18 protein-coding genes are annotated in these 21,742 nt (G+C 62.9%); 11 read left to right on the top strand and 7 right to left on the bottom strand.

Annotated elements, in window-relative coordinates; all coding sequences use genetic code 11:
* The first annotated feature begins 190 nt into the window (after positions 1-190).
* From NKH99_RS27355 to NKH99_RS27335, 5 genes are all read left to right on the top strand, one after another.
* Positions 191-1,174, top strand: coding sequence for an ABC transporter permease (locus NKH99_RS27355; protein ID WP_198023514.1), 984 nt, complete (start codon positions 191-193; stop codon positions 1,172-1,174).
* A gap of 150 nt (positions 1,175-1,324) precedes the next feature.
* The gene (locus NKH99_RS27350; protein ID WP_023674026.1) at positions 1,325-2,263 is read left to right on the top strand and encodes a sugar ABC transporter substrate-binding protein; all 939 of its coding nucleotides are present in this window, start codon (positions 1,325-1,327) and stop codon (positions 2,261-2,263) included.
* A 33-nt stretch (positions 2,264-2,296) separates the two neighbouring features.
* Complete coding sequence (locus NKH99_RS27345) at positions 2,297-3,805, top strand: sugar ABC transporter ATP-binding protein (RefSeq protein ID WP_353016702.1); 1,509 nt, start codon at positions 2,297-2,299, stop codon at positions 3,803-3,805.
* Between the two features lie 125 nt (positions 3,806-3,930).
* Complete coding sequence (locus NKH99_RS27340) at positions 3,931-4,695, top strand: SDR family oxidoreductase (RefSeq protein ID WP_352978525.1); 765 nt, start codon at positions 3,931-3,933, stop codon at positions 4,693-4,695.
* Between the two features lie 8 nt (positions 4,696-4,703).
* Positions 4,704-5,489, top strand: a complete 786-nt coding sequence (locus NKH99_RS27335; RefSeq protein ID WP_352918011.1) for a glucose 1-dehydrogenase — start codon at positions 4,704-4,706, stop codon at positions 5,487-5,489.
* 52 nt (positions 5,490-5,541) lie between these two features.
* Here NKH99_RS27335 and NKH99_RS27330 read toward each other — a convergent pair whose 3' ends face one another.
* A complete protein-coding gene (locus tag NKH99_RS27330) occupies positions 5,542-6,624 on the bottom strand; it encodes a D-alanine--D-alanine ligase family protein (RefSeq protein ID WP_502900109.1) in 1,083 nt (360 codons plus the stop codon).
* A gap of 470 nt (positions 6,625-7,094) precedes the next feature.
* Here NKH99_RS27330 and NKH99_RS27325 point away from each other — a divergent pair, with 470 nt between their 5' ends.
* The 4 genes from NKH99_RS27325 to NKH99_RS27310 all read left to right on the top strand — a co-directional run bounded on the left by NKH99_RS27325 (position 7,095) and on the right by NKH99_RS27310 (position 12,904).
* Complete coding sequence (locus NKH99_RS27325) at positions 7,095-8,066, top strand: ABC transporter substrate-binding protein (protein ID WP_352768881.1); 972 nt, start codon at positions 7,095-7,097, stop codon at positions 8,064-8,066.
* A gap of 74 nt (positions 8,067-8,140) precedes the next feature.
* A complete protein-coding gene (locus NKH99_RS27320; RefSeq protein ID WP_353016695.1) occupies positions 8,141-9,220 on the top strand; it encodes a quaternary amine ABC transporter ATP-binding protein in 1,080 nt (359 codons plus the stop codon).
* Positions 9,217-11,199, top strand: coding sequence for an ABC transporter permease (locus NKH99_RS27315; RefSeq protein WP_353016692.1), 1,983 nt, complete (start codon positions 9,217-9,219; stop codon positions 11,197-11,199). The genes NKH99_RS27320 and NKH99_RS27315 overlap by 4 nt, the downstream gene beginning before the upstream one ends.
* Before the next feature lie 157 nt (positions 11,200-11,356).
* On the top strand, positions 11,357-12,904 hold the full coding sequence (locus tag NKH99_RS27310) for an autotransporter outer membrane beta-barrel domain-containing protein (RefSeq protein WP_353016689.1): 1,548 nt from the start codon (positions 11,357-11,359) through the stop codon (positions 12,902-12,904).
* Positions 12,905-13,027: 123 nt separating this feature from the next.
* Here the strand turns inward: NKH99_RS27310 and NKH99_RS27305 are convergent, their stop codons facing one another.
* The 5 genes from NKH99_RS27305 to NKH99_RS27285 all read right to left on the bottom strand — a co-directional run bounded on the left by NKH99_RS27305 (position 13,028) and on the right by NKH99_RS27285 (position 17,821).
* Entirely contained in the window at positions 13,028-14,209 is a 1,182-nt protein-coding gene (locus NKH99_RS27305; RefSeq protein ID WP_352768889.1) for a M20 aminoacylase family protein, read from the bottom strand.
* 45 nt (positions 14,210-14,254) lie between these two features.
* The gene (locus NKH99_RS27300; protein WP_023674014.1) at positions 14,255-15,028 is read right to left on the bottom strand and encodes an amino acid ABC transporter ATP-binding protein; all 774 of its coding nucleotides are present in this window, start codon (positions 15,026-15,028) and stop codon (positions 14,255-14,257) included.
* Entirely contained in the window at positions 15,015-15,935 is a 921-nt protein-coding gene (locus NKH99_RS27295; RefSeq protein ID WP_353016686.1) for an amino acid ABC transporter permease, read from the bottom strand. The genes NKH99_RS27300 and NKH99_RS27295 overlap by 14 nt, the downstream gene beginning before the upstream one ends.
* Positions 15,936-15,943: 8 nt before the next feature.
* Positions 15,944-16,774 (bottom strand): ABC transporter substrate-binding protein, encoded by an 831-nt coding sequence (locus tag NKH99_RS27290; RefSeq protein ID WP_502900111.1) that lies wholly within the window; start codon positions 16,772-16,774, stop codon positions 15,944-15,946.
* A 72-nt stretch (positions 16,775-16,846) separates the two neighbouring features.
* A complete protein-coding gene (locus NKH99_RS27285) occupies positions 16,847-17,821 on the bottom strand; it encodes a substrate-binding domain-containing protein (protein ID WP_353016762.1) in 975 nt (324 codons plus the stop codon).
* 109 nt (positions 17,822-17,930) lie between these two features.
* Between NKH99_RS27285 and NKH99_RS27280 the strand changes: the two genes are divergently transcribed.
* Complete coding sequence (locus NKH99_RS27280; protein ID WP_353016680.1) at positions 17,931-19,268, top strand: aminotransferase-like domain-containing protein; 1,338 nt, start codon at positions 17,931-17,933, stop codon at positions 19,266-19,268.
* A 26-nt stretch (positions 19,269-19,294) separates the two neighbouring features.
* Here the strand turns inward: NKH99_RS27280 and NKH99_RS27275 are convergent, their stop codons facing one another.
* Complete coding sequence (locus NKH99_RS27275; RefSeq protein ID WP_353016677.1) at positions 19,295-20,653, bottom strand: trimethylamine monooxygenase; 1,359 nt, start codon at positions 20,651-20,653, stop codon at positions 19,295-19,297.
* A gap of 259 nt (positions 20,654-20,912) precedes the next feature.
* Here NKH99_RS27275 and NKH99_RS27270 point away from each other — a divergent pair, with 259 nt between their 5' ends.
* Entirely contained in the window at positions 20,913-21,635 is a 723-nt protein-coding gene (locus NKH99_RS27270) for a helix-turn-helix domain-containing protein (RefSeq protein ID WP_352502037.1), read from the top strand.
* The last annotated feature ends 107 nt before the right edge of the window (positions 21,636-21,742 follow it).

The following is a 21,742-nucleotide window of genomic DNA, read 5'->3' as shown; positions in this document are numbered from 1 at the left end:
GTCGAATGAAGCGGCAGGCCTTGACAATTTTCCGACGAACAGTTTAGCTGAACAAAATTGCATGTTAAAGATAAATTGTTCACAGGGAGGGGCCTGGTGAGCAAAGTGGCCCGGTGATGCAGCGCCGGATTGCTGTGGAGGAGACAAAGTGGCTGTGAGCAACGACGCAAGCAATTTGAAGGCAGGCGAGTTGAAGGCAGGCTCTGGCGCGCAGGCTACGGCGGGCGCAAGGTTTTCGGCTGTCTTTGCCGGAACCATGGGTCCGCTGATCGGGCTGGTTCTGCTGTGCCTGGCGCTCTCGCTGACTACCGACACGTTCCTGACCATCCGCAACATCCTCAACGTGCTCGACCAGGTCACTGTGCTCGGCATCATGGCGATCGGCATGACGCTGGTCATCCTGATCGGCGGCATCGACCTGTCCGTCGGCTCGGTGCTGGCGCTGGCTTCCATGGTGATGGGCTTCGTCGCCCATCCGGACTATCTCAATCTCGGCCTGCCCGCCGGCATCGCCGCAGCCCTCGTCGTCGCCGGCCTTTGCGGTCTGGTTTCGGGCCTGCTGGTGACGGTCACCAAGCTGCCGCCCTTCATCGCCACGTTGGCGATGATGTCGGTGGCGCGCGGCCTCGCCAACATGATCACCGACGGCTCGCAGATCGTCGGCTTTCCCGACTGGTTCACCAGCCTGTCGATCATCCGCCATTTCGGATTCCTCTCGGTCACCGTCGGGCTGATGATCGTGCTTGCCGTCATTTTCGCGATCTTCCTGAATTATCGCGCTACCGGCCGTAGCCTGTACGCAATCGGCGGCAGCGCCGAAGTAGCCCGGCTGTCCGGCATACCAGTCAAGTCGCTGACAAACTGGGTCTATGCGATCTGCGCCGTGCTGGCCGGTCTCGCAGGCATCGTGCTTGCCGCCCGGCTCGACTCCGTCCAGCCGAGCTCCGGCCTTGGCTACGAACTCGACACCATCGCGGCGGTGGTGATCGGCGGCGCCAGCCTGTCGGGCGGCGTCGGTTCGATCGGCGGCACAGCCATCGGCGTCCTCATCATCGGCGTGCTGCGCAACGGGCTGAACCTGCTCGGTGTCTCGCCCTTCATCCAGCAAGTGGTTATCGGCGTGGTGATCGCACTGGCGGTGGCCACCGACACGTGGCGGCGCCGAGCACAATGAAGAATGGAGCACAATAAAGAATTGGGCTCAATGAGATTCGCCCCGATATTCGGGCGAAAACGGATCGGTGATCCGAAACTGGGAGTTGTTCGGCCAAGGGGCGCCGCGATGCGCGGGCAGGACAGATTGAACATCAACGGAGGAATAAACATGCTGACCAAACGTTCATTGCTGCTTGCCGCCGCGGCCGTCATCCCGCTGCTTGGCCTGTCCGACATGGCCTCGGCCAAGGAGGCCAAAAAGCTCGGCCTCGCCGTCGCCAATCTGCAGGCCGACTTCTTCAACCAGATCAAGCAGTCCGTCGAAGCCTACGGCAAGGAAAAGGGCATCGAGGTCGTTACCGTCGACGCCAAGGGCGATTCGGCGACCCAGGTCAGCCAGGTGCAGGACCTGATCACGCAGAACATCGATGCGCTGATCTATATTCCAGCCGGCGCCACCGCCGCCACCGTGCCGACCAAGACCGCCAAGGCTGCCGGCATCCCAGTCGTCAATGTCGACCGCAACGCCGATGGCGCGCCCGGCGATACCTTCATCGCAACCAACAGCGTGGCATCGGCCAAGGCGGTTTGCGACTACATCGCCAAGCAGGCCGGCGGCAAGGGCGAGCTGATCATCATCCACGGCCAGAAGGGCACGACGCCCGAGGTCGACCGCTCGAAGGGCTGCGGCGAAGCGCTGAAAGGCTATCCCGACATCAAGGTTGTCGGCGAATTGTGGAGCGAAGGCTGGCACCAGGACGAAGGCTTCAAGCTGACGCAGGATCTGTTGCAGTCGCACCCCGACGTGTCGATCGTCATCGGCCAGGCCGACGCGCTGGCGCTTGGTGCGGCACAGGCCGTCAAGGTCGCCAATCCCGGCCACAAGGTCTGGGTTGCCGGCTTCGACGGCGACGTGGCGGCGCTCAAGGCACTGAAGGACGGCGTCTTCGACGTGACCGCGACGCAGCAGACCCAGGGCATGGGCCGGCTCGCCGTCGACGCAGCAATCAAGCTGGTGGCCGGCGAGACCATTCCCGCCGAACAGCTGCAGGATGCGACGCTGACCACCAAGGACAATGTCGAGCAGTTCATCGCCAAGCATCCCTGATTGAGACCAGTCCGGCAATCGACGAGCGCAACGATGTCCACCGATCCTCGCCACACGCACAGCCCCCATAACGGGCTCGTCGTCAGCGGCCTCTGCAAAAGCTACGGGCCGGTGCAGGTCCTGGCCGATGCGAGCTTCGAGGTGCGGCCGGGCGAGGTCGTGGCGCTGCTTGGCGAAAACGGCGCCGGCAAGTCCACCGTCTCGAACATCATCGCCGGGTCGACCAAACCCGATGCTGGCACCATCACCTGGCGGGGGAACCCTTATTCCCCCGCCAATCCTGCCGCGGCGATCGACGCCGGCATCGGCATGATCCACCAGGAGCTGAAGCTCTTGCCCGATCTGTCGGTCGCCGAAAATGTCTACGTCGGCCGCCTGCCGATGCGTGGCGGCCGCATCGACCGCGCGGCAATGAACGCACGGGCATCGGCCCAGTTGAAGCGCCTCGGCCTCGATGTCTCGCCCGAGCGCAAGGTGCGCACGCTGCGTATCGCCGCCCAGCAGCAGGTCGAGATCGCCAAGGCGCTGACGCTCAATGCCGAGCTGCTGATCTTCGACGAACCGACGGCCGCCCTTGGCGGCGAGGAAACGGAGCTCCTGTTCCAGCAGATCCGCAAGCTCAAGGCGGAAGGCATGTCCTTCATCTATATCAGCCACCGGCTGGACGAGATTGCCCAGATCGCTGATCGCGTGGTGGTGATGCGCGACGGGCGTATCGTCGCCCGGCACGAGCGCGCCGACATTCCGGTGCGCACCGTCGTCGAACAAATGGTCGGCCGCAGTGTCGAGCGGATGTTCCCTACGATATCGGCGCGGGGCAACGACACGCTGCTCGAGGTCGAGAACCTGTCCTCGCCGGAACGCAGCTTTCAAAATGTCAGCTTTTCAGTGCGGGCCGGCGAAATCCTCGGCATTGCCGGGCTGATCGGCGCCGGACGCACGGAGCTGGTGCGGGCGATCGCCGGTGCCGATCCGATCTCATCGGGTTCGGTGCGCGTCGCCGGCAAGCCGGTGCATCTCAATGGCCCGGCGGCGGCGATCAAGGCCGGCGTCGTCCTGGTACCGGAAGACCGCAAGGCGCAGGGCGTGGTGCTCGACCAGACGATCGGCGAGAACCTGGCGATCGGCAATTTCGACCATGTGGCGCCGAATGGCTGGGTGTTTCCGAAGGCAGTGCAGAAATTCGCCGAGGCCGGCATTCGCCGGCTTGGCGTCAAGGGCCGGCCGAACCAGGCGGTCAGCAAGCTTTCAGGCGGCAACCAGCAGAAGGTGATCATCGCCAAATGGGTGTCGCGCCCGCCCAAGGTGTTCATCCTGGACGAGCCGACGCGCGGCATCGACGTCGGTGCACGCGCCGCGATCTATGATGTCATCGCCGACCTTGCCCGCTCCGGCATGGCCGTGGTGGTGGTGAGCTCCGACCTCGAGGAAGTGCTCGGCCTGTCACATCGCGTGCTGGTGCTGAGCCGCGGCCGGCAACGCGGCATTCTCGACCGCAGCGAAGCAAGCAATATCGCGGTGATGGAACTAGCCACGAGCTAGGACGCCCATCGAAACAAAGCGCAGCAGGTGGTATCCTCCCGGGCACCAGACCGCGCGGGGCGCCAGCAACAGAGTTGGCGCCCCTTTATTTCCGGAGGACGGCGGTTGGAGCAGAGGGACCGACGATGAAATTATTCGACCTTCATGGTGACGTGGCACTTGTGACAGGCGCCGGCAGCGGCATCGGGCAGGCAATCGCCATTGGGCTGGCCGAGGCCGGCGCCGACATAGCCTGCTTCGGCCATGCCTCGAAAGGCGGGCTGGAGGAGACCGCGCACCGGATCACGGCACTCGGCCGCAAGGCGCTGGTGCTGACCGGCACGGTGACTTCAGAGGCCGATCTCGCGGCCGCGATCGAGTGTACGGAGATGGAACTCGGCGCGTTGACCATCGCCGTCAACAATGCCGGCGTCGCCGGAGCTGAGCCGGCAGAGACGCTGTCGCTGGAGAAATGGCAGAAGCTCTATGACGTCAACGTCAGCGGCGTGTTCCTGTCCTGCCAGGCCGAGGCCCGCGCCATGCTGACGCGACGCAAGGGCTCGATCATCAACATCGCGTCGATGTCGGGCTCGATCGTCAATCGCGGTCTGACCCAGGCGCATTACAATTCGTCGAAGGCCGCGGTGATCCACATGTCGAAGAGCCTCGCCATGGAATGGGCCGATCGCGGCCTGCGCGTCAATGTCGTCAGCCCCGGCTACACGCTGACGCCGATGAACAAGCGGCCGGAGGTCGCCGACCAGGTCAGGATCTTTGAGCGCGACACGCCGATGGGCCGCATGGCGGCGCCGGAAGAGATGGTCGGCCCGACCGTGTTCCTGGCCAGCCGCGCCTCGAGTTTCGTCACCGGCATCGACCTGATCGTCGATGGCGGCTTCGTCTGCTGGTAGGAGAAAAGATGCAGAAGCGATTCCAGGGAAAAACGGCGGTCATCACCGGCGCCAGCGGCGGCATCGGCGCGGCAATGGCCAGGCGCTTCGCGGCGGAAGGTGCCGCGGTCGTCGTCAGCGCCATCGACGCGCGCGTCGAAGAGGTCGCCGCCGATCTCAAGGCTGCGGGCGCCAGGGTCGCATCGCTGCGCATGGATGTGACGAAGAAAGACGAAGTCGTCGCCCTCTATGACCTGGCCGAGCAGGAGTTCGGCCGCGTCGATATCTCCGTGCAGAATGCCGGTGTCATCACCATCGCCAGGATCGAGGCGATGACCGAGGCCGAATGGGACAAGGTGATGGCTGTCAACACCAAGGGCGTGTTCCTGTGCTGCCAGGAGGCGATCGCGCGCATCCGCAAGCATGGCGATGGCGGCCGGCTGATCAACACCGCATCCGGCCAGGCGCGGCAGGGCTTTATCTACACGCCGCATTATGCGGCCTCGAAATTCGGCGTCGTCGGCGTCACCCAGAGCCTGGCCAAGGAAGTGGCGAAGGAGAAGATCACCGTCAACGCGATCTGCCCCGGGATCATCGACACCGATATGTGGGCCTATAACGACGCCGCATGGGGAAAGTTGATGGGCGAGTACAAGCCCGGCGAGTTGATGGCCGAATGGGTGAAGAACATCCCGATGGGCCGCGCCGGCAGCGGCGAGGATGTCTCCGGCCTGGTCAGCTTTCTCGCCAGCGACGATGCGGCCTACATCACCGGCCAGACCATCAATGTCGATGGCGGCCTGATCATGTCGTGAGCGGCGCGGGCCGACGTACCATCGACCGGATATGAATGCCGCTTCGCTGCGTTCAGGCTGCTCGGCCCGCCCGAGCCAATCCATGTTCCACGAGCCGGTCGATGATTTCGGAATAGCTGACGCCGCTTGCCGCCATTGCCTTGGAATACATGCTGATGTCGGTGAAGCCGGGGATGGTGTTGATTTCATTGACCAGGAACTGCATGTCCGGCGTCAGGAAGAAGTCGATGCGGGCCATCCCGTCACAGCCGACGGCTCTGAAAGCTCTTGCGGCCACGTCCCGCATGCCTGCCTCGACCTCCGGCGGCAGATCGGCCGGCACTCTTAGCGCCGCGCCGTTCTCGTCGATGTATTTGGCATCGTAGCTATAGAAATCGTGGCTTTCGGCCGGCACGATCTCGCCTGGCCGCGAGACGAACAGGTCGCCTGCCGGGTCCTCCAACACGCTATATTCGATCTCGCGCCCACGAATGAATTCCTCAGCCAACAGCTTGCAATCGTGCCGGAAGGCTTCAGCAAGCGCTCCATCGAATTCCTGGCTGGCATGGACTTTTCCGACGCCGACAGACGATCCCTGACGCGCCGGTTTGATGAAGAACGGCAGGCCGAGCTCGCCTTCCAGTGTGGCGAGGGCGGGCGCCGCACCTTCATGGATCGTCACTGAGCGCGCGATTGGCAGCCCCGCCGCTTCCAGGAGCCGTTTGGCGATGTCCTTGTCCAGCGCGGTTGCCGAACCCAGGATGCCGCAGCCGGCGAGCGGCACCCGAGCCACCTCGGCCACCCCCTGTACCGAGCCGTCTTCGCCATGAGGGCCGTGCAGTACGGGAAACAGGATGTCGATCTGCGGCAGGTCATAGGGCGTGCCGTCGGCCGGGATCGCCATCATCCGTCCGTGCCCGCCCGGAACCAGGCAAACCTCCAAACCGCCCGCAGGCTTTGCGAGCGTACCATCCTGGAAGCTGCTCAGCAGCCACTGTCCTTCGCGCGTGACGAAGATTGGGACGGCATCGTATTTGGTGGGCAGCAGCGCACGCATGACATTGGTTGCTGAAAGCGCCGAAACGTCATGCTCGGCTGAACGTCCGCCAAAGAGCACGGCGATGCGCAGTCTGTTCAAGGAAGAGGTCTGCTGCATTGTATCGGTACCCTATCTTGCGGCTCGCATATGGGATGATCGGCAACCTTGGCTTTTTTCGAACCGATCTGCGGGTCCATGTAAAAAGACGGGCCGTGAAATTGGCACCGGCGTTATTCGTTGCGCGACATGACCGTTGGTATATATAATTTCATCTCATGAAAGTGGCTCTGGGCGAGTTGCGGAGCCAACAGCCGAGATCATGGGACTTTGATGGTTTGCCCCTCAAGACCGGCGATCGATCCGTGGATGACTGCTTTGGCAGCAATCCTTCGGCAGTCATGACGCGGCCGGTCCCCGCCACATCTTCACCAATTTGGGCACCACCCCCGTTTTGCGCCGGCATCCGCTTCGGCAGCATTGTGGCGCCTACGGCCTTGCGCAACGACCAGCTTTTCCAACACAATCAAAAAAAGACGCAAGAAGGGAACTAACGATAATTTCCACCAGAGCTTGACAGGAGAACAAGCATGTCACTTCGGAGCATGATTTCGAATTTCTCAATGGGAGCCTTAACACTTGCCGCAGCCGCACTGACATCTTCGGCCTATGCGGCCGCGCCGGAATCCAACGACCCGATCAAGATCGCGCTGTTCGATTGGACCAGCGTCAATCTGAACGCCAAGATCCTCGGCGGCATCCTCGAAAAGCTCGGCTATACCGTCGAGTATCCGACCGCCGACTATCTCTCCAGCCTGACCACCGGCCTGACCAATGGCGACATCGATGTCGGCCTGGAATTCTGGGACACGACGGCCGGCGAGGCGATGAAGGCCTCGGACGCGACGGGCCAGACCGAACGCCTCGGCAAGCTCGGACCCAAGGCCAAGGAAGAATGGTGGTTTCCCGAATATATGAAAGAGAAATGCCCCGGCCTGCCGAACTGGGAAGCGCTGAAAGACCCGAAATGCGCCGAGGCCTTCTCGACGGCCGAAACCGCGCCGAAGGGGCGTTATCTTGGCGGACCCGTGACATGGGAAGGTTTTGACGATGAACGCATCGAGGCGCTGAAACTGCCCTTCACCGTCATCCATGCCGGTACCGATGCGGCGATGTTCGCCGAACTGGACTCGGCCTATCAGCGCAAGGCGCCGATCATGCTGTGGATCTATTCGCCGCATTGGGCGCCAGCCAAATACAAGGGCGAATGGGTCGAATTCCCCGACTATACGACCGAGTGCTACACCGACCCGAAATGGGGTGTGAACCCCGACGCGAAATATGACTGCGGCAAGCCGCATGGCGAGATCTGGAAATATTCCTGGGCCGGCATGAAGGACAAATGGCCGGTCGCCTACAAGGTCGCGAAAAACTACACGGTCGATACCGACGAGCTCAACAAGATGAGCGGCGAGATCGATCTCGAAGGCAAGACGCCGGAAGACGTCGCCGCCGCCTGGATCGCCGCCCACGAAGCCGACTGGAAAGCCTGGGCCGAGTGACCGTCTGACTGGAAACGCGACGACCCGGCCATTCAGGGCCGGGTCTCGATCCCCTATTCCAGAAGGACGATTGCATGAGCGATACGATTGAACAGGCGGTGAAAGCAACGGGCAAGGATGCCCGCCCGATAAAGCTTGCCTGTCGCAATGTCTGGAAGCTGTTCGGGGCGGACGCGGCCAATTTCATCCGCCGGCGCGACGGCAAGGCCAGCCTGGCGGACATCGCCGCTGCCGGACTGGTTGGCGCGGTGCGCGCCGTCGATCTCGAAATCCGCCAGGGCGAGATCTTCATCATCATGGGACTTTCGGGGTCCGGCAAATCGACGCTAGTGCGCTGCATGTCGCGGCTGATCGAGCCGACCCACGGCAAGGTCGAGTTTGAAGGCAAGGACCTGCTCAAGATTTCCGATGCCGCGCTGATCGAGCTGCGACGCCACCGCATGGGCATGGTGTTCCAGAATTTTGCCTTGCTGCCGCATCTCAACGTACTGGAGAACATTGCCTTCCCCCTCGGCATCCAGGGGCAGGACCGGCCGACGCGCGAGGCGCGCGCGCGGGAAGTGATCGAGCTGGTCGGCTTGCGCGGCCGCGAGCATTTCTATCCGCGCGAGCTTTCCGGCGGCCAGCAACAGCGTGTCGGCATCGCCCGCAGCCTCGCCACCAAGCCGGAAATCTGGTTCCTCGACGAGCCGTTCTCGGCCCTCGATCCGCTGATCCGCCGTGAGATGCAGGACGAGCTGATGCGGCTGCAGACCATGCTGCACAAGACCATCGTCTTCATCACCCATGATTTCGACGAGGCCATCCGGCTGGCCGATCGTATCGCCATCATGAAGGACGGCGAGGTCATCCAGATCGGCACGCCGGAAGAGCTGGTGGTCAACCCGGCGACCGACTATGTCGCCGAATTCACCCGCGACGTCGACCGCGCCAAGGTGATCTCGGCGCGCAGCCTGATGCGCGCCTGCGACGGCGCCGAGTACGGCGGCACGGTCGCGCCGGATGCCAAGATATCAAGTTTTTCGGCTGATATCGTCTCTGCCGGCAAGCCCTTCGCGGTGGTCAACGGCACCGGCAAGCCGATCGGCGAAGTCACGCCGCAGGCGGTGATCGATCTTCTCGCCGGCATCGAGCGTCGTGGGGCCGGCGCATGACGGTCACGGCAAGCGCTAGCGCAGCGAGGCCCCGGCCGGTTCAAACCTGGCTGGCGATCTGGGCCTGCGCGCTCGCCGCCGTGCTTATCGTCTTCCTGCTGCAGGAAAGCCTGCCCTGGGCGGTCAATTACCCGGCCGGCGCGATCGTTCCTGTCGCTGACTGGGTCGGTGCGCTGATGAACTGGGTGAAGTCGAACTTCTCCTGGCTGACCCGCTCGATCACTGCGGTGCTTGGCGTGCCGCTCGATTTCGCGCTCGCTCTTCTGGCCAAGAATTTCAAGATCGGCCATGGCGCGGATATGATCGTCTTGCCGCGCCTGTCCTGGGTCGGCGTCTGCGCTGCCGCCTACCTTGCCGGACGCGCCGCTGGCGGCTGGAAGCTGGGTGCGCTGGTCGGCGGCTGTTTTCTCTACGTCGCGCTGTTCGGGCAGTGGACCAGCGCCATGCTGACGCTGGGCTTGATCTCGATCGCCGTGCCGTTTTGCATTGTTACCGGGCTGTTCACCGGCATCTGGGCATGGCGCAAGCCTTGGGCGGAGAGGTTGTTGATCTCCCCTGCCCTCGATCTGATGCAGACGATCCCGACCTTCGCCTATCTGATCCCGATGCTGCTTCTGTTCGGCAACAGCCCGGTCTCGGCAATGATCGCGACGGCAATTTTCGCGACGCCGCCAATGGTGCGGGCGACGATGCTCGGCCTGTCGCGGGTGCCGTCAGAGATCGACGATTTCAGCGAGATGGCCGGCTGCACGGCACGGCAGAAGCTGTGGCGGGTGCTGTTGCCGTCGGCGCGGCCGACATTGATGGTCGGCGTCAACCAGGTCATCATGCTGGCGCTCAATATGGTGATCATCGCCTCGATGATCGGTGCAGGTGGGCTCGGCTATGACGTGCTTTTGGCGTTGCGCGCGCTCAAGGTCGGCGAGGCGATGGAAGCTGGCCTCGCGATCGTCGCACTGGCAATTGCACTCGACCGGCTGAGCCAAGCGATCGCGCACAATCACGCCAAGGGCAATGTCCGCCACCAGGCCAGCACCAGTTTCTGGCGGCGCTATCCCAATCTGACGCTGGCCGTTGCCATCCTCGCCGTCGCCACGCTGCTCGGCCTGTTCGTGCCGGCGTTCGCCACGGTGCCGAAGGCGATCACCTTCACCACCGCGCCTTTGTGGAAGGCGGCGGTGAACTGGATCACCATCAACTTCTTCGACACGATCGAAGCGTTCCGCGTGGCGCTTATCCTCAACGTGCTGAACCCGGTGCGCGCCTTCTGCGAGGGCTTTCCGTGGCTGGGCGCGGTGTGTCTCCTCGGCCTTGCCGGCTACCAGCTCGGCGGCTTGCGCCTCGCCGCCCTGGTCGCGGCTTTGACAGCGTTCTGCGCCGTCACCGGACTTTGGGAAAAGACCATGGCGACGGTCTATTTGTGCGGCATCTCCGCCTTTATCGCCTGCCTGATCGGCATCCCGATCGGGCTGATGGCATCGCGCAGCGACCGCTTCGAAAAGACCGTCACGCCGGTCATCGACACGCTGCAGGTGCTGCCGTCGTTCTGCTTCATCATTCCGGTGGTGATGCTGTTCAGGGTCGGCGACGTCACCGCGATGATCGCCACCGTCGCCTTCGCCGTGGTGCCGGCGATCCGCTACACCAATCACGGCATTCGGCAGGTGCCGCCGGCGCTGATCGAGGCGGCGAAGGTTTCGGGCTGCACCAGGCGCCAGACCTTCTTTCGCGTGCAGCTGCCGCTGGCGTTGCCCGAGATCATGCTCGGCGTCAACCAGACCATCCTGATGGCGCTGGCGATGATCATCATCTGCGCCATGGTCGGCACGCGCGATCTCGGCCAGGAGGTGTTCATCGCCCTGTCCAAGGCCGATTCCGGTCGCGGCATCGTCGCCGGCCTAGCCATCGCCTTCATCGGCATCGTCGCAGACCGGCTGTTCAACGCCTGGACGGCGAAGGCTCGGGCAAGGCTGGGATAGTCCGGAATAGGACGGCCTCAGGAAGCTGCCGCCAAGCGGCCGTTAACGAGGCACCGATCCCTACGTCTAAAGACATAGCCATTCGGGATTATTGCTCGTTTTTGCCTCACATCGTACGGCTGCCATGGGACGGGTAGGCTCAACAGGAGAGCGGATAATGTCTAAACGCGTTCCCTTTACTACCGGTGATCTGGCAGATCATCAGTGGGGTATCGATGACGCCCTCACAGGCGATCCGAATACGAATATCTTGACCGGCGACGCTGGCGGCAGCCTGCTCGATTTCTCAAGAGGCGGCAACGACACCTTTACGGAAACCGCACCGTCGACCTACACCTTCTACGGCGACGCGGCTCGGAGCTTGTTCAATTTTGCTCGGGGCGGTGACGACACCTTCACGGTGTCGAGCTCCTCCACCACCACTGCTTACGGTGACGCGGGCGACGATATGTCGGACCACAGCAAGGGCGGCAACGACACTTTCACGGGCGCCGCGCAAGCCAGCAACATTTTCTTCGGCGACGCCGGCGGCAACATGATCGGCCATGCTCAGGGCGGCGACGACCGTTTCACGGCCTTTCCCAACTCCTTCAACACTTTCTACGGTGACGCCGGCGTCGATATGTCCGACCACAGCAAGGGTGGCAATGACACCTTTGAGGGCACCAGCGTGGCCGTCAACATTTTCTTTGGCGACGCCGGGAACAACATGTCTGGCCATGCTCAAGGTGGCGACGACCGTTTCACGGCCAGGAGCGACTCCAGCAACGCTTTCTACGGGGACACCAGCGGCGATATGTCGGACTACAGCAAGGGCGGCAACGACACTTTCAATGGCGCTAGTGACGCCAACACTATTTTCTACGGTGATGCCGGTCGCAGCATGTCTGGCCATGCTCAGGGTGGCGACGACCATTACACAGACTTTGGTGGCACGATTCAGACCAAAAGTTTCTTTGGCGACGCGAGCCTACATATGTCCGACTTTGCTAAGGGCGGCGACGACACCTTCACGAGCGTGGGTGGGTTCGTGATAAGTTTCTATGGTGACGCGGCCGGCATCATGTCCGACTCTGCTAGCGGGGGCGATGACGTGGCCGTGCTGCAAGGCACCCATAATTTCGCCTATGGCGACGCTGGCGCGATGGCCGGCAATGCTGTGGGCGGCAATGATATCCTAACCGGCGGCAATAAGAGCTCTGGTCCTGATGTTCAAAGCGAGTTGTATGGCGACACATTCGCTATGTCCGGGTCCGCCGCGGGCGGCAACGACATTCTTACCGGGGGCCACAACAGCGAAAGCGGCCAGGTCCGCAACTTCCTGTGCGGCGACGCTCTGCAAATGTCCGGTTCGGCTCTGGGCGGAAACGATACCCTGTACGCCGGGAGCGCGGCACCCGGCTGCACCGTCGTCAACGACATGTGGGGTGACGGGCAACTGAGCGAACTGGCTCAGGGCGGCAGAGATCAATTCATATTCAAGGACGATGGTTCAATGACGGTCGGAACCCAAAACACCATCTACGATTTCAGCCAGACCCAAGACGACACCATTGTATTTAGTGGCGTGGAGGGCGTGCAATCGTTCGATGATCTCACAATTGCGCAAAGTGGAACCGACACCATCATTACCGCAGGAGTCGATCAAGTTACTCTCGCAAACTTTACAAGCCCGCTGACGACGAGCGACTTTTTGTTTGTCTGAAAGCGAAGCTCTTATCGCATTCGAAGAGGGGGAATGCGTGAGAATTCGTTGAGCATCGTCGCGCGGCCGGTCGCCCCAATAATGCTCGACCGGCCGATCGACAATCCAAGCCGCAGTCATGGATCAGGCGGCCAGGAATCTCTCGGTCAAACGAGCCCAGAGCGCTGCGCCGACGGTCAGATTGCCGTCGTTGAAATCATATTTCGAGCTGTGCAGGATGGCTGAATCCTCGCCGTTTCCGAGGCGCAGGAAGCAACCGGGTTTGTGTTCGAGGAAATAAGAAAAGTCTTCGCTGCCGGGGATCAACGGGCAGACGGACACCTTGTCCTGACCGACGAGTTCGACAGCGATGTCTGTCGCAAAGGACGTCTCGCGCTCGGAATTGACCACCACCGGGTAGCCGCGCTCGTAATCGATCTCGACCGTTGCGCCATGCGCCTGCGCCACAAGTGCTGCGATATTGCGAATACGCTGCTCGAGCGTGTCGCGGATCTCGGCCGAGAAGGAGCGGACGCTCAACGTGATTTCGGCGTGTTCCGGAATGACGTTGGAGGCCGTGCCTCCGTGAATCGTGCCGACGGTGACGACAGCGGTCTCGATCGGGTTGACGTTGCGCGACACAACCGTCTGCAGGGTCATGACGATGTTGGCGGCAGCGACGATCGGGTCGACCGTCAGGTGCGGACGCGAGGCGTGGCCGCCACGCCCGGCGATCCTGATGGTGACGGTATCGCTCGCCGCCATCAGCGGCCCGGCGCGCATCAGGAACGAACCCGTCGGCGCGCCCGGGTGGTTGTGCAGCCCGAATATCGCATCGCAGGGAAAGCGCTCGAACAGGCCGTCGGCGATCATCGCCTGCGCCCCGCTTCCCTTGCCGGCTTCCTCGGCCGGCTGGAAGATGAGGTTCACCGTGCCGTTGAAATGCCGTGTGCGCGCCAGGTATTCGGCGGCGCCGAGCAGCATCGTGGTGTGGCCGTCATGACCGCAGGCGTGCATCTTGCCGCTGGCCTGGCTGGCATAAGGGAGATTGGTAGCTTCGGTGATCGGCAGGGCGTCCATGTCGGCACGGATGGCGATGCTGCGGCCGCTGCCCTGGCGCAGGCGACCGACGACGCCGAACCCGCCGACATTGCGCGTCACCTCATAGCCCCAGCTTTCGAGCCGTTCGGCAACGTATACAGCCGTTTCGCGCTCCTGGAATGAAAGCTCGGGATGCGCGTGCAGGTGCTGGCGGGCCGCTGCAAGCTCGGCGGCCTTGTCGGCGAAGTCGGAAATATCGGCGAACTGGTTGGAGGTCTTTGGCATGGAAGGTCCTTTGCCGGCCGAGCAGGTGCCGCGCCGGCTTTGCTTTTAGATGAAACGGCTCAAGAAAGCCCGCGTGCGCGGGTGCCTGGGTTTGGCGAGAACCTCGTCCGGAGGCCCGGCCTCGATCACATTACCGTCGTCCATGAACACCACCCGATCCGCCGCTTCGCGGGCGAAGCCGATCTCATGCGTGACCACGATCATGGTCAAGCCCTGCCTGGCGAGATCGCGCATGGTGGCGAGCACCTCGCCGACCAGCTCCGGATCGAGCGCCGAGGTCGGCTCGTCGAAGAGCATCAATTTCGGGCGGATGGCGAGCGCACGGGCGATGGCGACGCGCTGCTGCTGGCCGCCTGAAAGCTGGCGCGGATAGGCGTCGATCTTGTCGGCAAGACCGACACGGGTCAGCAGTTCGCGGGCGTAGCCGATCGCCTCCTTGCGGTTCTCCCGGTGAACGCCGACCGGAGCCTCAATGACGTTCTGCAGGGTCGTCATGTGCGGATAGAGATTGAACTGCTGGAACACCATGCCGATCTTGCGCCGCTGCGCGGCGATCGCGCGGTCGGAAAGCTTGTCGAGGCGGCCGTCGTGCAACCGGTAACCGATCTGCTCGCCGTCCACCTCGATCGACCCCTGGTCGATCGCCTCGAGATGATTGATGCATCGCAGGAAGGTCGACTTTCCGGAGCCGGACGGTCCGAGAATGACCACCACCTCGCCAGGCGCGACGTCCAGATCAATGCCCTTCAGCACCTCGAGCGGGCCGAAGGCCTTGTGAACGTTGCGCGCCCGGACCAGGGGCGTGTCATGCGCGCTCATTGGCGGCCTCCAGGGTGGCGGTCGCCGTCTTCTCACGGGCGCCGCGGTCGCCGCGGCTGTAGTGGCGTTCGATCGAGCCTTGCGCGACATTGAGGACCGAGGTGATCAGCAGGTACCACAGCACTGCAACCATCAGCAGCTGAATGATTTCGAAGGTGCGGTTGTAGATCGACTGCACCGAGTAGAGCAGGTCGGCCATGGCGATGACGCTGACAAGCGACGTTGCCTTGATCATGCTGATCAGCTGATTGCCGGTCGGCGGCACGATCGACCGCATCGCCTGCGGGATGATGATGCGCCGCAAGGCCCGCGCGCGGGTCATGCCGAAGGCTTCAGCCGTTTCGGCCTGTCCCTTGTCCACCGACAGCAGCCCGCCACGGATGATCTCGGCCATGTAGGCGGCCTCGTTCAGCGCCAGACCAAGAACGGCGGCGGTCAACGGCGTGATCAGGTCGTTGGTGTTCCAGCTGGCGAAGCCGATGGAAATGCGCGGAAACAGCGTCGAAAGGTTGTACCACAGGATCAATTGCACCAGCAGCGGCGTTCCCCGGAAGAACCAGATGAACAGGCCGGAGAGAAGGGATGCCAGCCTGTCGCTCGACATGCGCGCGATGGCGAGCAGCAGGCCGAGCACGATGCCCAGGATCATTGCCACGACCGTCAGGCCGAGCGTCACCGAAAGCCCCTGCATGACCGTCGGATCGAAGAAATACTGGGCGACCACCGGCCAGCCGAAATTCGGGTTGACTGCAACGATATAGGCGAAGCCGGCCGCCACGGCGACGGTGAACGCCCAGAGCGCCAGCCGGACGAGCGGAAACGGGCGGTGGGCTCGTTTGACGTCGCGCAGCGCGTCGTCGGGACGTCGCGGCAGCCCGGCCGCGTAGGCAGCGGTGGCATCGGTCATGGCAGCCTCTACTGGCCCTGGTTGATGCCTGGCGCGTCGATCATGTTCTTCTCGAGGCCCCACTTCTTCATGACCGCGGCGTAGGTGCCGTTCTTCATCAGGATCTTGAACGCGTCGAGCAGCACGCCGCCCAGCGGCGAGCCCTTCTTGACGACGGCGCCTTGATAGATGTCCTTGAAGCCGTTGGCCTGGCCGACCCCGGCGAGTTCCAGCTGGCCCTTCGCCTGCTCGACGAAATAGGTCAGCGGCGCCTGCGAGGAGAAGAATGCGTCGGAGCGTTTCGACCGGACGGCCAGTATCGAGCTCGGCTGGTCGGTGAAGGATTGCACCTCGACGGCCGGCTTGTCGCCCTCGGTGCATTTCTGCGCCTGCTGCTTGATGACCTTTTCGGCCGAGCCACCCGACATGACGGCGATGCGCTTGCCGCACGCGGTGTCGAGCGAGGTGATGCCTTGCGGGTTGCCCTTCTCGACGGCGCAGACGACGTATTCGCGCACCCAATCGATGAAGTCGTTGGACTTCTGGCGATCGGGATAGTCGCCGACAGGACCCATCGCGAACTGATAACGGCCGGCATTGATGCCGCTCAGCAAAGCCGGCAGGCCGGCGACCGAGGCATGATCGATCTTGACGCCGAGCAGCTGGCCGATGGCATCGGAAATGTCCCTGGTCGCCCCCGACAGTTCGGTGCCGGTGACGATCTCATAGGGCGGGAACGAGCCGTTGTTGACGGCTGTGATCTTTCCCGCCGTGCGGATCTCTTCCGGCAGCCGGGCCCGCAAATCCTCGTTCACCGATTGCTTCTGGATATCCTGGGCAAAGCTGGCCTGCGCCAGCATGGTGACGAGTGAGGCGAATATGAAGCTGATTGTCCTCATGGCATTCTCCTTCGTGTTCTTCGTTGTGCGTTGTCAGGCTGCGGTGGCCCGCGATCTGGCCTCGAAAGGAAACAAGGCTTCGGCGGAAATCGGTTCCGCCAGAATGCCCTGGGCATGGAGCTCGGTGACGAAATCCTCGATCATGCGCCGGTTGGCCGGCAGGCCGCTGGCGTTCCAGGAGGCAGGCAGGTCGCGCCCCGCATGAAGCAGCTCCTCGAGGATCCAGGGCGAGGTATCGGCATATTTTCGGCGCTTTGCCGTCCAGACGCGCTGGCTTTCGTCGATCAGCCTGGCGAGTTCCTGCGGCAGCCAGGGGTGCTCCCTGACCAGGGCGGCCTTGACGGCGACCAGATGCATGCCCGGGATATAGCCGACGTCGGCGAAATAGGCGCGTTCGGCCGCGCGAAAATCGCGCAGCACTTGCCGGAAGCCGGAAGCCGGGCCGAAAAAGCCGTCCGGCATGAAGGGCGTGAAAACGGCGTCGAGCTCGCCTTGCGACAGCAGCTCCATCATCGGGCGCTCGCCTGGTGCTGCTTCGATGCGCCCCGGCCTGCCGAATCCGTCGAGGCGGTCGGCGATCGGGTGCCCCGATGTCAGCCTGCCGGCGAACCAATAGGCATCCTCGACGCCGACGCCTTCCCGGCGAAGCGCCGCGCGCGTCCATGTGTTACCGGAATCGCGCCAGCCGGTCACGCCGATGCGTTTGCCGGCAAGGTCGGAAAGCCGTTCCAGCGGGCTGGCCTCGACCGTTATGATGCAGCGATGGCGAAAGCCGCGCATGATGAAGCACGGTAATCCAACCACCGTATCGACGCCCGAAGCCATGGCCGACACATAACGGCTGAATGAGACCTCCGCCGCATCGTAGTTCGGATCGGTACCGAGGTCCGGAATGAGCGTGGCGACGCGATCAACCTTCACCGACAAGCGGCTCGAAGTGACGTCACCCAGCACCAAAGGGGTGAGATAGTCCCAATCGCGGGTGGCTATAGTGATGGAGACGGGCATCGGCATGAACTTCAAGACTATGTTTGACCGGCGATTGGTAAATGTTTATTTTTGGCCGATCAAATGTTATTATGTTATTGAACATTAGCTTTAACGGTTGCGGGTGCCGATGGATTTCGATGCAGGATGGTTCGCCGAGCGCCTTGGCGACCGCACGATGCGCGGCATCGCACGCGAGACCAGTGCGCTGATCAGAAGCGGCGCGCTGCCTGTCGGCGCAAAGCTTCCGCCGGTGCGCGATCTGGCCTATATGCTTGGCGTCAGCCCGGCGACGGTCTCGCAGGCGTGGAGCGAGTTGCGGCGCTACAAGATCATCGGCGGCCGCGGACGCAACGGCACCTGGATCATGGGCAACCGCTTTGCCGCCCGGCCCGAGCGCCACATGAGCGGCGGCAATTACGGACAGGATGTTCTGAACCTGGCGATCGCGGAGCCCGATGTGAGGCTCTTGCCGCCGCTCGACATCGCGCTGGCGCATGGTGCGCGCGCCGAAAAGCTCAACAGCTACGAGCGGGTGCGCATCCTGCCCGAGCTGGAGGCGGCAGTGCGCCCGTCATGGCCGTACGATCCCGGCGCGTTCCTGGCCACCAATGGCGGTTACAACGCCATCTACACCTTGCTGCATGGGCTGGTCCCGCCGGGAGCGCCGGTGGCCATCGAGAACCCGACGGCGCTTCGCCTGCTCGACATCCTCGAGGATCTCGATGTGCCGATCATCCCGGTAGACTGCGACAGCGACGGTCCCTTGCCGGATGCACTTGCCAACGCTCTGCGGCAGCGGCCCGTCGCGTTCCTGTTCCAGCCGGGCGTCCATTCGGTTACCGGCGCCTGCATGTCGTCGGCGCGGCTGGAAGTCATCGGCGACCTGCTCGCCGGCACCGACGTGCTGATTGTCGAAGATGACGGCGTCGGCGATATTGCCTCGGCGCCGCGCATTTCGCTTGGCCGGCGTTTTCCCGATCGCGTCGTCCACATCCTGTCCTATTCCAAGACCCACGGCCCGGATTTGCGGCTCGCCGTGCTGTCCGGATCGGCGACGATCGTCGAGCAGATCCAGTCCTACCGCAGCTTCAGCTCGGGATGGACCAGCCGCATCCTGCAGGCGGCCACCGCCTGGCTGCTGCAAGACCCGGCCACGGCCGCCCTGGTGGAGCAGGCGAAGGAGGTATACCGCGGCCGTCGCGAACGGCTGGCCGGCGAACTGGCCAAACGCAATGTCGATATCGACGCCGGACACGGTCTCAGCGTCCTCATTCCGGTTGCTTCGGAACCTTACGCGATGGTCACGCTGGCCGCCCACGGCATCGCGGTCCATGCCGGGGCGAAGTTTTCGACCGGAAAGACCAACGCCGTGCGCGTCGCGACCAGCATCTTGAGTGAGGAGCACCTCGAGCACGTCGCGGATTCCCTGGCGCTGGCAGCCGACCCGGCACGGGAAATTGTCTGAGGCAAGTCAATCGCCGTTCGGACTGCCTACTCCGCCGCGACGCCCTTCACCTCGAGATAGCTCTCCATTGAATCGTCCATCGCCTGCAGCCAGGGCGTATGGTGCAGCGGCGCCATCGTGCCGGTCATCAGCGAGCGGTAGGCATGGTCGCGGAAGCCCATAATGTCTTGCGCCTTGTGGTGCTCCCACTCCATGAAGGTCTGATTGACAGCCTCGACATCGAAGCCGGGATAGTCGGTCTGCTCCATCAGCTCCCTGGTGTAGTCGCCCTGGAACCAGATCATCTGCTCGGCGTCTTCAAGCGTTTCCTCGCGTGCCCGCCATTTCCGGCCGTGCTCGGCCATGGCTTCGGCCGAGGGCAGATTGATGCGGCCCATGATGACGTCGCGGGCGAACCAGGCCTGCGCGTCGAACATGTTGAAGGTGTAGAACTGGTCCTGCATGCCGATATAGGACAGCTTCGGGTTTTTCTCCCAGACGACGCCCTCGTAGAGCCCGTCCGGCCACATGCGGTTGGCGGTCTTCAGCTTCAAATCCTCGGTGAGGAACGGGAAGGAATGGAGGTAGCCGGTGCACAGGATGATGGCGTCGACGTCTTTGGTGCTGCCGTCCTTGAAATGCGCCGTCTTGCCGACGACCTTCTGCAGAAGCGGCACTTCCTTCCAGTTCTCCGGCCATTTGAAGCCCATCGGCTTCGAGCGGTAGCTGGAGGTGATCGATCTGGCGCCGTATTTGTAGCATTGCGAGCCGATGTCCTCGGCTGAATAGGAGCGGCCGATTATCAAAATGTCCTTGCCCTTGAATTCCATGGCGTCGCGGAAATCGTGGCTGTGCAGGATACGGCCGTTGAAGGTCGAAAAGCCCTCGAAATAGGGAACGTTGGGCACGGAGAAATGGCCCGAGGCGACGACGACATGGTCGAACTCTTCCGAGTAGGTGACGTCGCTGGTGCGGTCATGCGCGGTGACGGTGAATTTTTTTGTCGTTTCGGAGAAGGTGACCATGCGCACCGGGCTGTTGAAGCGCACCCATTGGCGCACGCCGGATTTTTCGACGCGGCCCTTGATGTAGTCCCACAGCACGGCGCGCGGCGGATAGGAGCCGATCGGCCGGCCGAAATGCTCCTCGAAGGTGTAGTCGGCGAATTCGAGGCATTCCTTCGGGCCGTTCGACCAGAGGTAACGGTACATCGAGCCGTGCACTGGGTCGCCATGCTCGTCGAGGCCGGTGCGCCAGGTGTAGTTCCACAGGCCGCCCCAGTCGGACTGCTTTTCGAAGCAGACGATTTCGGGAATGTCGGCGCCCTTGTCGGCGGCCGACTTGAAGGCCCTGAGCTGGGCCATGCCGGACGGCCCGGCTCCGATGACGGCAACACGATCTTTCATTGCGGGCCTCCCGATCTCATTTCCCTAACGAAACAAATTTCACTGACAGGACAGTAATTGCCCCTTCGATGCTGTCAACAGGGCTTGTCGCGAAACCGCGTTTCGCCCAGCTGGATTTCCAAGCGACGCAGTAGCTCGGGCGAAATCCAGACATTGCGCAATTCGACACGGGTGGCTTGCCGTGGCAGTTGCGCTTCTGTATCGGCACCGAATATGTTCACCGTGAGTGAAATGAATCGGCAAGGTCCGGGGTGGCAACATGGCGAAAAAAGCATCCAGTCTAAAGCCCGCTGCGGCCGTCGTCGCCGCCAAGGCCAAGCCGTCGGTCGCTGCAGTCGATCCGCGCAAGATACGCGCGCCGCTCACCCAGAACCCGCACGCCATTCGCGACACCCGCGAAAAAGTCCTGGAGGTCGCGATCGGCCGCGAGGTGCGGGCCTTCCGCAAGAAGCTCGGCATCACCGTCGCCGATCTGGCTGCCGCCACCGACATTTCGCTTGGCATGCTGTCGAAGATCGAGAACGGCATCACCTCGCCATCGCTGACCACGTTGCAGGCGCTGTCGCGGGCGCTCGGCGTTCCCGTCACCGCCTTCTTCCGCCGCTTCGAGGAAGAGCGCAGTGCCGTCTTCGTCAAGGCCGGCGAAGGCCTCGACGTCGAACGCCGCGGCACGCGCGCCGGCCACCAGTACAATCTGCTCGGCCATATCGGCTCCAACACCAGCGGCGTCGTCGTCGAACCCTATCTGATCACGCTGACCGAGGATTCCGACGTGTTCCCGACCTTCCAGCATGAAGGCATGGAATTCCTCTATATGCTCGAGGGCGAGGTGGTTTACCGGCACGGCAGCAATCTCTACCCGATGAGGCCTGGCGACAGCCTGTTCTTCGACGCCGATGCGCCGCACGGACCGGAAGTGCTGAGCGTCCTGCCGATGCGGTATTTGTCGATCATCTGTTATCCGCAGAGCAGCGCGGGGTGAGCCGGAGATGAGGGCGCGCAAGCAATCCTGGATCGCTGCACTCCACGGCCACGGTAACGGCATGGATCCTAGGGTCTCCGCTACGTCCGTAGCGGAGACCCTAGGAT

The organism is Mesorhizobium sp. M0854, assembly GCF_040319815.1.
Classification (GTDB): Bacteria; Pseudomonadota; Alphaproteobacteria; order Rhizobiales; family Rhizobiaceae; genus Mesorhizobium.
The sequence above is the reverse complement of the archived record's forward strand: the minus strand, read 5'-3'. Positions and strand labels throughout refer to the sequence as shown.